The sequence below is a fragment of the Streptomyces sp. NPDC033221 genome (assembly GCF_055577005.1).
Map to the genome: position 1 here is coordinate 139,381 of NZ_JBVIQN010000011.1, position 13,276 is coordinate 152,656.

The 13,276-nt window shown below is 71.3% G+C and carries 12 protein-coding genes and 1 tRNA gene; 9 read left to right on the forward strand and 4 right to left on the reverse strand.

From position 1 onward, the window contains the following. Window positions 1-89 precede the first annotated feature (89 nt). Window positions 90-2,870 carry an SUKH-4 family immunity protein gene (locus ACZ53K_RS17200; RefSeq protein WP_468836784.1) on the reverse strand — a complete coding sequence of 927 codons (2,781 nt, stop codon included), beginning with the start codon at window positions 2,868-2,870 and terminating at the stop codon, window positions 90-92. Between the two features lie 6 nt (window positions 2,871-2,876). Beyond that, on the reverse strand, window positions 2,877-3,884 hold the full coding sequence (locus tag ACZ53K_RS17205; RefSeq protein WP_468836786.1) for an SMI1/KNR4 family protein: 1,008 nt from the start codon (window positions 3,882-3,884) through the stop codon (window positions 2,877-2,879). A 319-nt stretch (window positions 3,885-4,203) separates the two neighbouring features. Here ACZ53K_RS17205 and ACZ53K_RS17210 point away from each other — a divergent pair, with 319 nt between their 5' ends. Next, complete coding sequence (locus tag ACZ53K_RS17210; protein WP_468836788.1) at window positions 4,204-4,716, forward strand: YwqJ-related putative deaminase; 513 nt, start codon at window positions 4,204-4,206, stop codon at window positions 4,714-4,716. 8 nt (window positions 4,717-4,724) lie between these two features. Then, window positions 4,725-5,303 (forward strand): SUKH-3 domain-containing protein, encoded by a 579-nt coding sequence (locus tag ACZ53K_RS17215; protein WP_468836790.1) that lies wholly within the window; start codon window positions 4,725-4,727, stop codon window positions 5,301-5,303. A gap of 49 nt (window positions 5,304-5,352) precedes the next feature. Here the strand turns inward: ACZ53K_RS17215 and ACZ53K_RS17220 are convergent, their stop codons facing one another. Beyond that, window positions 5,353-6,819 carry a histidine kinase gene (locus tag ACZ53K_RS17220; protein WP_468836792.1) on the reverse strand — a complete coding sequence of 489 codons (1,467 nt, stop codon included), beginning with the start codon at window positions 6,817-6,819 and terminating at the stop codon, window positions 5,353-5,355. A gap of 156 nt (window positions 6,820-6,975) precedes the next feature. Between ACZ53K_RS17220 and ACZ53K_RS17225 the strand changes: the two genes are divergently transcribed. The 7 genes from ACZ53K_RS17225 (at window position 6,976) to ACZ53K_RS17255 (ending at window position 12,621) form a co-directional block, all read left to right on the forward strand. Further along, window positions 6,976-7,821, forward strand: a complete 846-nt coding sequence (locus tag ACZ53K_RS17225; protein WP_468836794.1) for a hypothetical protein — start codon at window positions 6,976-6,978, stop codon at window positions 7,819-7,821. Between the two features lie 27 nt (window positions 7,822-7,848). Further along, window positions 7,849-7,920 (forward strand) — tRNA-Gln (locus ACZ53K_RS17230). Window positions 7,921-8,032: 112 nt separating this feature from the next. Continuing rightward, complete coding sequence (gene glmU, locus ACZ53K_RS17235) at window positions 8,033-9,490, forward strand: bifunctional UDP-N-acetylglucosamine diphosphorylase/glucosamine-1-phosphate N-acetyltransferase GlmU (protein WP_468836796.1); 1,458 nt, start codon at window positions 8,033-8,035, stop codon at window positions 9,488-9,490. Window positions 9,491-9,560: 70 nt separating this feature from the next. Beyond that, window positions 9,561-10,535 (forward strand): ribose-phosphate diphosphokinase, encoded by a 975-nt coding sequence (locus tag ACZ53K_RS17240; protein ID WP_468836798.1) that lies wholly within the window; start codon window positions 9,561-9,563, stop codon window positions 10,533-10,535. 221 nt (window positions 10,536-10,756) lie between these two features. Beyond that, a complete protein-coding gene (locus ACZ53K_RS17245) occupies window positions 10,757-11,338 on the forward strand; it encodes a 50S ribosomal protein L25/general stress protein Ctc (RefSeq protein WP_468836800.1) in 582 nt (193 codons plus the stop codon). 100 nt (window positions 11,339-11,438) lie between these two features. Then, window positions 11,439-12,032 (forward strand): aminoacyl-tRNA hydrolase, encoded by a 594-nt coding sequence (gene pth / locus ACZ53K_RS17250; protein WP_468836802.1) that lies wholly within the window; start codon window positions 11,439-11,441, stop codon window positions 12,030-12,032. 55 nt (window positions 12,033-12,087) lie between these two features. Continuing rightward, window positions 12,088-12,621 carry a hypothetical protein gene (locus ACZ53K_RS17255; RefSeq protein WP_468836804.1) on the forward strand — a complete coding sequence of 178 codons (534 nt, stop codon included), beginning with the start codon at window positions 12,088-12,090 and terminating at the stop codon, window positions 12,619-12,621. Window positions 12,622-12,665: 44 nt separating this feature from the next. Here the strand turns inward: ACZ53K_RS17255 and ACZ53K_RS17260 are convergent, their stop codons facing one another. Beyond that, the gene (locus tag ACZ53K_RS17260; protein ID WP_468836806.1) at window positions 12,666-13,262 is read right to left on the reverse strand and encodes a hypothetical protein; all 597 of its coding nucleotides are present in this window, start codon (window positions 13,260-13,262) and stop codon (window positions 12,666-12,668) included. Window positions 13,263-13,276 lie beyond the last annotated feature (14 nt).

Sequence of the window (13,276 nt, forward strand, 5' to 3'; positions counted from 1 at the left end):
CGAAGGATCATGGTGCCCCGCCCGTCCCGCAGGTCGAGCGCCGCCACAGGCGGCACACCGTCACCCGGCGCGCCGCCCCACACCTCGTCCTACAGCAGCCCGTCCCACATCTGTTCGAGCAGTACCGACCACCACGTCTCCGGCGACCCCAGCGCCGGCGCGTCCAACGCCACCAGCTGCGCCTGGAAGTCCACCGTCCAGCGGCCCGCCTGCTCCGGCGTCAGCCCGTACCGCAACCGCCACATCCGCCCCAGCATCGCCAGGCAGCGCACGAACTCCGGCAGCCCGCTGTTCACGAACTGCGGCACCGCCGGATGCCCGCCGGGCCCCTGCGCGGCACCGTCCAACGGCACCGCCACGATGTGCGCCGTCCCGTACTGCACACACAGCTGACGCCCGAAGTCGTTGCCCATGACCAGGTACGACCCCGCGTCGGGCGCCGGCCGCACCCCGCGCTCCGCCGCCAGCTCCGCCAGCGTCGGCACCGGACGGCCCGGCTGCGCCTGCGCCCAGAAGAACGGCCCGAAGTCCACCGGCAGCCCGGCCCACACCAGCGTCTGCGCCACCACCTCCGGCACCCCGTGCCGGGACACCGCCCGCTGATCGAAGCGGAAGACGCCCTGCGGACCGAAGGACTGCTCCAGCTCCTGCCCGAACACCTGCGGCGGCACCGGCTGCACCGGCTGCACCTGGGACGGGTGCGGCAGCGGCACCCGCACCGGCGCGGGCCGCGCCGGACCGTCCGCCACCTGGTGCAACTCGCCCTGATGCTCCACGAGATGACGCACACCCTGCTGCCGCGAGGCATGCTCCGTCCCGTACGCGGCCGTGTGGCTGATGCGCACCTGCGGCCACGTCTCACGGATCATCCGCGCGCAGTACCCGCCCGGCAGGTCGCACGACTCCAGCTCCGTGTGCAGCTCCAGCACCTGCTGCGGCGGAATGTTCATGCCGCGCAGCTCGTGCAGCAGCTGCCACTCCGGATGCGGGGTGCCCGGCGCGGACCGCCGCACGATCTTCTGCTCCGAACCGTCCGGAGCCCGGTAGCTCAGCACGGCCATGTAACCGGGACCGACGGTCGGCTGCCCGGACGGCGCCGCCTGCGGATAGCCGTACGAGCCGGCGGCCGGCGGCGCGGCGGCCTGCGGCACACCGGGCGGCGGCATCCCCGGACCCGGCACGGCCGGGCCGCCCGCACCGTCGGCCAGCATCGTCGCCGCGGCATGCACACCACCACCGGGCCCGCCCGAAGGCGGCGCGGACGGCGGAGCGACCGGAGGCGGCGGGCCGCCCGCGTCACCGGACGCGGCCGGCTTGCCGGGCACACCGGGAGCCTTCGGGGCACCGGGCGGGCCGGGCGGCGCCGCCGGAGGCGCGGCGGGCGGCGGCACACCGGGCCCGCGACCGGCACCCGGACCACCGGAACCGGACGCGTCGGACGGCAGCGCGGCACCGCCGGCCAGCATCGTCGCGGCCGCGTGCACACCACCGCCGGGACCGGCGGCAGGCGGCGCGGGCGGGCCCTGGCCCGCTTCCGGCGCGGCCGCGTCCGGACCGTCCACCGCACTCAGATCCAGCTGGTCCGCGTCGAGCTGCGAGACGAGCTGCGTCGGGATGTACCCGCCGGCCGGAGCGGCCCCGGGCGGCGTGGCGGCAGACTGCTCAGCGGCGGGCGGCTGCACGGCTTCGTCCGCGCCACCGTCCGGCGCATCCGTACCCGTACGGTCATTGCCACGCGCGCCCGGCACACCGGGAGGCGGCGGCGGACCGCCCGCGTTCCCCGGCAGCGCCGAACCGTCCGCCAGCATCGTCGCCGCGGCATGCACACCACCACCCGGACCGCCCGAGGGCGGTCCGGACGGCGGCGGAGGCGGCGCGGACGGCCCCTCGGCAGCGCCGGACCCGCCGCCGGAGCCCACCGCGTACGAGGGAGGCGGCGGCACATCGGCGATCGGCGGCCCGGACGGCGGCGGCAGCTCCGACAGCCCCGCCCCCGCCGCACCCGGCCCGGCCTCGTCCACGGACGGCACCGGACCGCCGTACGGCACGGCCCCGGCGGGCGGCCCCTGCGGCGGCGACGACGGCATCGGCGGCGCCACCGGCCCGCCCGCTTCCGGCTCCTCGACCGCCGGCGCCATCATCGTCCGCGGCAACTGACTGCCACCCGCGATCAGTTCCGTCCTGGCCTCCGCCCGCGCGCCCGGCGGCGGCGTGTCCGCATCACCGAACCCGGCGAGCGGCGGCGCGAAAACGGTCTCCGGCAGCCCCACCGAACGGTCGTCGGCGTCCTCGTCCGCCCGGATGTCCGTACCGGCCCACGGTGTGGCATCGGCCGGCTCGTCGCGTACGGAAGGGGACGGGTCCGGTACGGAAGCGGACTCGTCCGGCACGGAAAGGGACTGATCCGGTACGGACGGAACCCGATCCTGCACGGACGGCGCCCGCTCCTCCGCAGCCGAAGCGACCGCCACCCCCGCACCCGACGTCCCCCGGCCCCCCAGCCCGATCTGGTCCGCCGCCTCCTGCAGCCACTCCGGCGGCGTCAGCAGGAACGACGTCGCCTCCAGGTCGATCCGCTGCGGCGGGGCCTCCGCCACGGCGGCCTCCGCCACCGCGCCGTACTCCTCCTCGTACCGCCGGATCACCTCACCCACCGGCAGCCCCGGCCACAACGTCGTCTCCCCGCTGTCCCGCGCGATCACCAACCGGCCCCGACCACCATCCGTCGTCGGGCCCCCCTCACGGTCCTCCGCCCAGGCCACGAACCCCAGGTCGAACTCCCGCACCAGCACCTCACGCTGGAACGGCCCCGGCACCTCACCGTTGACCCAGCGCTCCGCACGCTCCTGCGCCTGCGCGAACGTCACCACCGCGCCTCACCCCTCCACCGGAACGACACGCGCGAAGCCGCCGTCCACCATCAGACCCGCCACCGTCTCCAGCTCCGGCGGACTCCCCGCCAGCTGCTGCAGGAAATCGTCGAAATCCGCACCGCACGGCAACAGCAACTGCTCCACCCGCTCCTGCACCGGCCAACCGTCCCGGTCCCGGGCATCGTCGTACGCGCAGAACCACACCGACCCCGGCGCCGCACCACGCACCTGCACCGCCAGCACACCACCCTGCACGAACCCCACCCCCAGATAATCCTTGGTGAAGTGGTCGCGCAGACACTTGTTGACGTACACCAGATCGTTCATCGCGGCCTCGTCCCGCACCGTGAAGAACGGCTGGTCCACCAGCAGCCCCAGATCCGCGTGCAGCCCCACCCCCACCGGCGCACACCCGCCCGCGGCCTTCAGGAACGAACGGTAGGCACCCGGCAGCCGGTACCCCAGCGCCTCCTCCGCCTGCCGCACCTGCTCCTCCGGCACCGACAGCTCACGATGCGGCAGCCCGAAATGCACCGGCCGGGTGTCCTGCAACGGCCGCGTCCCCCGCTTGCCGTGATCCACCGCCGCCGTCGCCAGCCCGCCGTGATGCCGCAACAGCGCCTTCACCTCGACCGGCACCAGCTCCATCCGCCGCGTCCCCGCCACGTGATGCCACGTCCAGCCGTGCGGCGTCGCCACCGACGGCACGTCCTCCCACAGCTCGTGCCCCTGCGCGTGCAGCGCCACATTCGCCGACACATAGTCCGTCAGCCGCAACTCGTCCACGCCGAAACCCTCCGGCGGCTCCGCGATCTCCGCGGCCGCCCGCGCGTACGACGAGAAATCCGGGAACCCGCGCCCGTCCACCGGCACCCCTCTCGGATACCGCGCGGCACGCACCGGGTCCGGGAAATGCACGACCTGTCCGGCATAGGCCGTGTTCGGTGGCGCGGCGTGGCCCGCGGCCTGAGGGCCGGGAGGTGCCCCCAGCCCGTGCCGACCTGACGTCATGGCGGTGCTCCCTGGCTGAATCCGGCTACTGGGCACAGCCTATGCCGTGCCGCAACCGGCTCTCCCGCGCACGTCAACCACCCCACCACCCCCCACACCCCAACAACCGCCAGCACACGACCACTTCACCGCACGCCCCCACCGCACACCCATCCACCACCCCCCGCCGGACCGGTACCGGACACGGACACAACCGTGACATCACCGACAGCACACCCGACTTCCCCAACACCCGGGGCATTTGGCAGGCTGACCCTCCCCCTACCCTTGCGGGGGACCTCCGGCGTCCCGGGGATTCGGGGAGGGAAAAGCACTGACCATGCGCACCACGGCACACCACAACACCGCCACCGCGGGCGACCCCCGCGTCGGCTGGAGCGGCACCGCCGCCGACGACCGTCCGCCTGCCCTCCGCCACCGCCGCGACGGCATCCTCCCCACCGTCGGCGCCGCCCTGTCCGTACGCGGCCGCACCCTCACCTGCACCGCCAGCAAAGCCGAACAGCCCCCCGCGCTCCACCACCTCGTCCAGGACTTCCTCGACACCCTCGCCACCGCCCAGCGCGAACGCTTCACCGGCCGCTGCCCCGAAGCCGTCCTGCTCAGCCGGCACCTCACCGCCGTCGAGGCCAACCGCGGCAAACGCGCCTCCCGCAAACCCCTCACCAACGGCGAGGCCCGCCGCTCCCTCAAACACTCCAAAATCACCGCCCGGCACATCCGTGAGGACGGCGACCCCCTGCACGGCAGCTACGCTCCCCCCTGTCGCTCCTGCGACGCCCTCCTCGCCTTCTTCGGCGTCATGCCCATCGGTACGCACGCAGGGAGCTGACCCGCACCATGCCCCCCACCGCACCGTCCGCGGACTCCACCGCCACGGCCACCGCCGCGCCCGTCGCCCCGGTCTACGACTCCTACGACCGGACCTCGGCCACCCGCTTCCCCGTCGCCGTCGACGCCGCCCTCCAGGACGCCGGCTGGCGCACCGGACGCTGGGACATACAGCAGGCCGAACACTGGGCCGACGCCCTGCGCGCCCACGCCTCCCCCGCCGGACACCGCCACACCGTCTTCCCCGCCGCCGTCGAGGCCTGGGCGGAATTCGGCGGCCTGGACATCGCCCCCACCGGCCCCGGACGCCACATCGCCCCCACCCCCTTCACCCTCGACCCCCTGCACGGCCTCCACCTCGCCCGCACCCTCGGCGACCTCGGCCGCGCACTGGAAACCGACGTCGCCCCCCTCGGCCAGGAAGCCGGCGGTCAGGCCGTCCTCGCCATCGACACCGAAGGCCGCGTCTACAGCCTCGACCACACCGGCGACTGGTACCTCGGCGCCGACCTCGACCAGGCCCTCAACACCCTCGTCCTCGGCCTCCGCCCCACCCGCCTCAGCCCGGCAGGCACGGAACAGGGCTGAACGAAAGCCACGGGCAGCCCCGGCAAACCCCCGGGGCTCCCTGCTTTCCCTACTCCCCCTGCCGCCCCGGCAGCACCGCCGACACCCGGAAACCACCCGCCTCCGTGGGCCCCGACACGAACACCCCACCCAGCCCGGTCACCCGCTCCCGCATACCGACCAGGCCATTGCCCCCACTCGGCAACCCCACATCCGCCGCACCCCGCTCCGACGGACCGTTCTCCACCTGCACCGCCACCTCCGCCTCACGATGCGCCAGCCGCACCCGGGCCTCCGCACCCGGCGCATGCTTGTGCACATTCGTCAGCGCCTCCTGCACCACCCGGTACACCGTCTGCTCCACACCCGACGGATAACCGCCCTCCCCCACCGACCCGTCCACCGACAGCTCCACCGCCATCCCCGCCGCCCGCGACTGCCCCACCAGATCCCCCAGCTCGGCCAGCGAAGGCCCCTCACCCTCCGACTCCACCGCCACCACCACGGCACCACCACGCACCGCACCACCGGACTCCGGCCCGGCCTCCGCCACCCCCACGGACACCTCCGACCGCACCCCGGCACCACCGGCCCCACCAGACCCCGCCGACTCCCCCGCCGCCCTCGACTTCACCTTCGACGCCACCGCCACCAGCCGCTCCGGCTCGTCCGACACCGGCCCCGACGACCGGCCCGACGCCCCCTCCGCCGTACGCAGCACCCCCAGCATCTCCCGCAGCTCCGTCAACGCCTGCCGGCCCATGTCCCCCACCAGCGCCGCGTTCCGCGACGCCTTCTCCGGATCCTTCAACGCCACCGCCTGCAACGCCGCAGCATGCACCACCATCAGACTCACCCGGTGCGCCACCACGTCGTGCATCTCCCGCGCGATCCGGGTCCGCTCCTCGTTACGGGCCCACTCCGCCCGCTCCTCCGCCCGGTCGGCCAGCAGCGACAGCTCCCGCTCCAGCCCGTCCGCCCGCTCCCGCAAGCTCTCCACCAGCCGGCGCCGGGCAGCGACGTACAACCCCCACAACACCGGCGGCGCCGTCAGCACCAACGCCGCCGTCACCGCCATCACCAGCACGAACCACGTCGGCGGATTGAAATCGGGCTCACCACCCACGTCCTGCCGGATGGTGAAGAAGCTGGCCACCAGCGTCGCCGCCATCGCCATCCCGGCCAGCAGCCCGGTCACCCGGCGCGGCGCGTCCGAGACCGCCAGCGAATACAGACCGACCATGCTCAGCAGCGCGCCCATCTGCGTCGGCGACACCGCGATCGACACCAGCACCACGGCCACCGGCCAACGGCGCCGCAGCAGCAGCACCGGCCCCACGACCAGCCCGAGCAGCAGCCCGGCCCACGACGGCAGCCCCGCGTCCTCGGCGAAGGCCATCCCTTCGAACGCGGTCTCCAGCGTCGAGGCGACGGCCAGCGACACATCCAGCACGGCGCTCCGCCGCCGCGGCCACCACCACGGTCCGGCGGGCGCGTCCCTCGCACCCGTTGCTTCGATTGCCCCCGTTGCGGTCATACCAACCAGCCTACGGGCGCTCGCGACCGTTTTTCCGTCCCTCGCTCCTGCACGCGAGTACACCGTTACGGGCCGGTACTCCCCCTTTTCCCTCGAACTATTGAATCGTCCATATTTTCGACCCCTTCGCACACCGACCGGGCCGAACCTGACCTCATGCACCACCACACACGACCGGACTTCAAGTCCCTGCGCGACCAGGCCGTCACCCTCCGCCGCGCCGGCCTGAGCCGCCGCCAGATCCGCGACCGCTTACACCTCCACAACAACGACATCCTCAACCGCCTCCTGGAAGGCGAACCGCCCCCGGACTGGACCCGCCGCCCGAACGCGAAGGACGACGTGCGGGCGAGGGCGCGGGAGCTGCGGGGGCAGGGGATGACGTACGACGAGATCGTGGCCGAGCTGAGCGTCTCCAAGAGCTCGGTCTCGCTCTGGGTACGGGACATGCCCAAACCGGTGGCCTCGCCGGAACGCATGCACCGGATGCGGGAGGCCCGCTGGGGACCGCACCGCACGGCAGTGGCCGAAGCCCGTAAGCAGACGAAAGAGGACGCGGCCCGCGAGATCGGCACCCTCACCGAGCGGGAACTGTTCCTCATCGGCGTCGGCCTGTACTGGGCAGAGGGCTCGAAGAGCAAAGCGCACCGCACGGACGAGTCGGTCACATTCATCAACAGCGACCCCGGCATGATCGAGACCTATCTGGCCTGGCTGGATCTGCTGGCCGTCGGGCCCGAGCGGCTGAGGTTTCGCGTACTGATCCACGAATCCGCCGACGTGGCGGCGTCCGAACGCTACTGGGCGGATCTGGTGTGCGTCGATGTCGCGGCGTTCGGCAAGACGACGCTGAAGAAACACAACCCGAAGACCGTCCGGAAGAATGTCGGCGAGGACTACCACGGCTGCCTGGTCGTGCGCGTTCTGCAAGGCACGGAGCTGTACCGTCGCATTGAAGGCTGGTGGTACGGCATAGTGTTGGGAGCCCGGTCGACAGCCTGACGCAATGTCCGGTTTAGACCGGAATGATCCCCCGTGGTGTAATTGGCAGCACTGTGGCTTTTGGTGCCATCTGTTCGGGTTCGAGTCCTGACGGGGGAGCAAAGCCAAGTTCGGGTCCCGACCTCCGGTCGGGACCCGCCCGCGTTTCGGCCGCAAACCGCACCGGTATCCTTCGGGTGTCCACCACCCGAAGAAGCCGAAGGGCATCCCCGTGAGCGCCAACCGCCCGGCCGCCGTCGTCGTTCTCGCAGCGGGTGAGGGCACCCGCATGAAGTCGTCGACCCCGAAGGTCCTGCACGCGATCTGCGGCCGCTCCCTCGTGGGGCACGTCGTCGCCGCCTCCCGTGAGCTGGACCCCGAGCACCTCGTGGTGGTCGTGGGTCACGCCCGTGAGCAGGTCGGCGGGCATCTCGCCGAGATCGACCCGGACGTGCGCACCGCCGTCCAGCACGAGCAGAACGGCACCGGTCACGCCGTCCGCATGGGCCTGGAGGAGCTGGGCAACGGCGGCGTCACCCTCGACGGCACGGTGATCGTCGTGTGCGGGGACACCCCGCTGCTGACCGGCGAGACCCTCAAGAAGCTCGGTGACACCCACGCGGCGGACGGCAACGCCGTCACCGTGCTGTCGGCCGAGGTCCCGGACTCGACCGGGTACGGCCGGATCGTGCGCGACGAGAACACCGGCGCGGTCACCGAGATCGTCGAGCACAAGGACGCCACGGACGCGCAGCGCGCGATCCGGGAGATCAACTCCGGGGTGTTCGCGTTCGACGCGCAGCTGCTGACCGACGCGCTGGGCAAGGTGCGTACGGACAACAGCCAGGGTGAGGAGTACCTCACCGATGTGCTGGGGATTCTGCGCGAGGCCGGGCACCGGGTGGGTGCCGCGGTGGCGGACGACCACCGGGAGATCCTGGGGATCAACAACCGGGTGCAGCTCGCCGAGGCGCGCCGGCTGCTGAACGAGCGTCTGCTGCACCGCGCGATGCTGGCCGGTGTGACGGTCGTGGATCCGGCGACGACGTGGGTGGATGTGTCGGTGACGTTCGAGGCGGACGCGACGGTGCACCCGGGTACGCAGCTGCTGGGCGGTACGCATGTCGCGGCGCACGCGGCGGTGGGTCCGGACTCGCGACTGAAGGACACGTCGGTCGGTGAGGGTGCGACGGTGCTGTTCACGGTCGCGGACGGTGCGAAGGTCGGTCCGGGCGCGAGTGTGGGTCCGTACGCGTATCTGCGTCCGGGTACGGATCTGGGGCCGAAGTCGAAGGCCGGTACGTACGTGGAGATGAAGAACGCGACGATCGGTGAGGGCACGAAGGTGCCGCATCTGTCGTACGTGGGTGACGCGACGATCGGTGAGTTCAGCAACATCGGTGCGGCGAGCGTGTTCGTGAACTACGACGGCGAGGCGAAGCACCACACGACGGTCGGGTCGCACTGCAAGACCGGTTCGGACAACATGTTTGTGGCTCCTGTCACGGTCGGGGACGGCGCGTACACCGCTGCCGGCTCGGTCATCACCAAGGATGTGCCCCCGGGTTCGCTGGCGGTCGCGCGCGGCCAGCAGCGGAATATCGAGGGTTGGGTCGCGCGTAAGCGTCCCGGAAGCGCCGCCGCGCAGGCTGCGTCTGCTGCTGGCCAGGAGTCCGACGGCGAGCAGTGATCGTGCTCGGGTGCGCCGTGCGGGGCGTACCGTGATAAGCGCACGCAAACAGGATCTGAGGAGATTTGCTGTGACCGGGATCAAGACGACCGGCGAGAAGAAGCTGATGCTCTTCTCCGGCCGCGCCCACCCCGAGCTGGCTGAGGAGGTCGCCCACCAGCTGGGTGTCGGGCTGGTCCCGACCAAGGCGTTCGACTTCGCCAACGGAGAGATCTATGTCCGTTACCAGGAGTCGGCGCGTGGTGCGGACTGCTTCTTGATGCAGAGCCACACGGCTCCCATCAACAAGTGGATCATGGAGCAGTTGATCATGATTGATGCGCTGAAGCGGGCCTCGGCCCGCAGCATCACCGTGGTCATCCCGTCGTACGGGTACGCCCGCCAGGACAAGAAGCACCGCGGCCGCGAGCCGATCTCGGCACGGCTGATCGCGGATCTGCTGAAGTGCGCGGGCGCCGACCGGATCGTCACGGTCGACCTGCACACCGACCAGATCCAGGGCTTCTTCGACGGCCCGGTGGACCACCTGTTCGCGCTGCCGGTGCTGGCGGACTACGTGGGCGCCAAGGTGGACCGCGAGAAGCTGACGGTGGTCTCGCCGGACGCGGGCCGGGTGCGGGTCGCGGACCGCTGGTGCGACCGGCTGGACGCGCCGCTGGCGATCGTGCACAAGCGCCGGGACAAGGACGTGGCGAACCAGGTCACCGTCCACGAGGTCGTCGGCGATGTGAAGGACCGGGTCTGTGTCCTGGTCGACGACATGATCGACACCGGTGGCACGATCTGCGCCGCGGCGGACGCGCTGTTCGCCAACGGCGCGGCGGACGTCATCGTGACGGCGACGCACGGCATCCTGTCGGGCCCGGCGGCGGACCGTCTGAAGAACTCCAAGGTGAGCGAGTTCGTCTTCACGAACACCCTGCCCACGCCGTCCGAGCTGGAGCTGGACAAGATCACGGTGCTGTCGATGGCGCCGACGGTCGCCCGGGCGATCCGTGAGGTGTTCGAGGACGGTTCGGTGACCAGCCTCTTCGAGGAGCAGTGAGCCGGATTCCGTAGCCGCTGAGGGCGCACGGAGATCGACTTTGGGGGCGGCCTCTCCGCCGGGTAGACTCATGGAGTTGCTCGGCGAGGGAGGCCGCACTTTTCTGTGGTGCGGCGGTCCGTTATCGACGCGCTCTTCGTAGCAGGTCTGTCGTGGGCCGGGTGACGCCCCACAGATCCGTCCGGTCGTCCGTCGACCGCGCCGACTACGAGGAGTGCCCCATGGCCGAGGTCAAGCTCGACGCCAAGATCCGTACCGATTTCGGTAAGGGTGCCGCCCGCCGTTCCCGCCGCGAGGACATGGTCCCCGCCGTGATCTACGGCCACGGTGACGAGCCGAAGCACATCGCCATCCACAACCACGCGCTGATGATGGCCCTGAAGACCCCGAACGCGCTGATCCGTCTGGAGATGGACGGCGAGAACATGCTGGTCATCCCCAAGGCCGTGCAGCGTGAGGCCATCCGTGGCTTCCTGGTCCACGTGGACTTCCTGGCCGTGCGCAAGGGCGAGAAGGTCACCGTCGAGGTGCCGATCCACGTCGAGGGCGACCTGGCGCCGGGTGCCAACCTGCTGGAGCACCTGCTGAACACCCTGTCGCTGGAGGCCGAGGCCACCCACATCCCGGAGTCGGTGACCGTCTCCGTGGCGGGCCTGGACGCCGGTGACTCGGTGCAGGCCAAGGACATCAAGCTGCCGACCGGTTCGACGCTGGCCACCGACGAGGACGCCGTGGTGCTCCAGGTCGTCGCGGCGCAGGCCGAGGCGCCGGCGGCCGAGGGTGACGAGTCCGCCGAGGGCTGATCGCTTTCGTAGCGCGTTGTTTCAACCGCCGCTCCGCGCCGTGTGCGCGGGCGGCGGTTGAGCCGTTTCACGCGGTCTGCTGCTGCAAGGAGACATAAGGATGACGACGGACGCCGAGGGCCCCTGGCTGGTCGCGGGGCTGGGCAATCCGGGACCGGAGTACGCGGCCAACCGCCACAACGTGGGGTTCATGGTGGCGGATCTGCTCGCGGAGCGGATGCGTGCGCGGTTCAAGGCGCACAAGGCGCGGGCGCAGGTCGTGGAGGGCCGGTTCGGTCCGCCGGGTCCCGGCGGCCGGCGGGTGGTGATCGCCAAGCCGATGACGTTCATGAATCTGTCGGGTGGTCCGGTGACGGCGCTGCGGGACTTCTACAAGGTTCCGGTGGCGAACATCATCGCGGTGCACGACGAGCTGGACATCGATTACGGTGCGCTGCGGCTGAAGCTGGGCGGTGGCGACAACGGGCACAACGGTCTGAAGTCGATCACGAAGTCGCTGGGGGCGGAGTACCACCGGGTGCGTTTCGGTATCGGCCGTCCTCCTGGCCGTATGCAGGTGGCGGACTTCGTGCTGAAGGACTTCTCCGGTGCGGAGCGCAAGGAGCTGGACTACTTCGTGGACCGTGCGGCGGACGCGGTGGAGGGGCTCGTGGTGGACGGTCTGGAGCGGGCGCAGAGCACGTACAACTCCTGAACGGGCCGGCGTCCCAGGTTGACCGCGCGCAGTCATATGGCCAAGGATCGCCGCCATGCCCAAGAGCAGCCCGAGTACCAAGAAGCGCAGCCGTCCGGTCAAACGCAGCCGCTCCCGCCGGATGGGGGAGAGCGCCTACGGGCTGCTGCTCGTCGCCCGTACAGGGCTGATGGGTGCGCTGGCGCTGCTGCTGCTGGTGGCGGGTGTGTGGACGTCGTGGAACACCGCTCAGTACGCGATGCTCGTGGAGGGGCGGGAGCGCGGCACGATGATGGTGGCGGAGTGTCACGATGACCGGTGTACGGGCCCGTATCTGCCTTTGGAGGGCGGTCGGCGCCGGGTTCAGGTGTCGATAGCCGCCGCGGCCGCTCCGGACAAGGGCAAGCAGGTCGAGGTGACGGTCAAGCCGGGTACGCACAACGCTGTGCGTACGGGTGCGGGCGGCATTCTGCATGCGTGGGTGCCGTTCGCGGGTTCGCTGCTGCTGGCGGCGCTGGTGGTGGCGGGCGGTATGAAGCTGCGGCGGACGGCGTGGGTGATGGGGGCTTTGGGTGCCGTGCTGCTGGGGGCCACGTTCGCGGCACTGTAGAGCGTACGTGCGGATGCCGTGCGTGCGGACGCGGGTACGGGACTTCAGCGCTGGTGCAGCTCCCACATGCCGAGTTCCCCGTCGTGGGCGCGGAGCCTGGCGACGGCTTCTTCCAGAGTGCGCTGCTCGGTGAGTTCGTAGAACAGGAACAGCGGGGCGAAGACGCTGGCGTAGCCGAAGGGGGCGCCGCGCGGTGCGATGTAGGCGCGCGCTCCGGCGTCGAGGAAGGCGTCGGCCAGTGTGGGGTCGCCGGTGTCGCAGCCGTTGTTGATGACGACGCTGCCCGGCAGGCGGAGGTGTGCCCGTACTTCCTCGGGGCCGGCGGATTCGTTGAAGGGCTGGAAAGCGGCGATTTCCGGGGCGAGGTCGTCCAGGAGGATGCGGCCTTCGTCGCCGTGGCAGGACAGGATCACGTACGGCGCGACGGTGCGGCTGCCGTCGAGAGCGGCCACGAAGTGCCGGGGCTGTCCGATGGGCAGGTGGTTCACCTGCACGCCGAAGCTCTCCAGGGCGTCCCGCAGCGGCCGTCCGTTTCCCCCTTCCATGTCCAGCAGGTCCACGGAGGTCCAGGACAGCCGTCCCGCCTGGACTTCCCGTATGCGTGACGGCCGCTGTGTCGCCAGCCAGGCTTCTTCGTCCATGCCCGCCCCTTCAT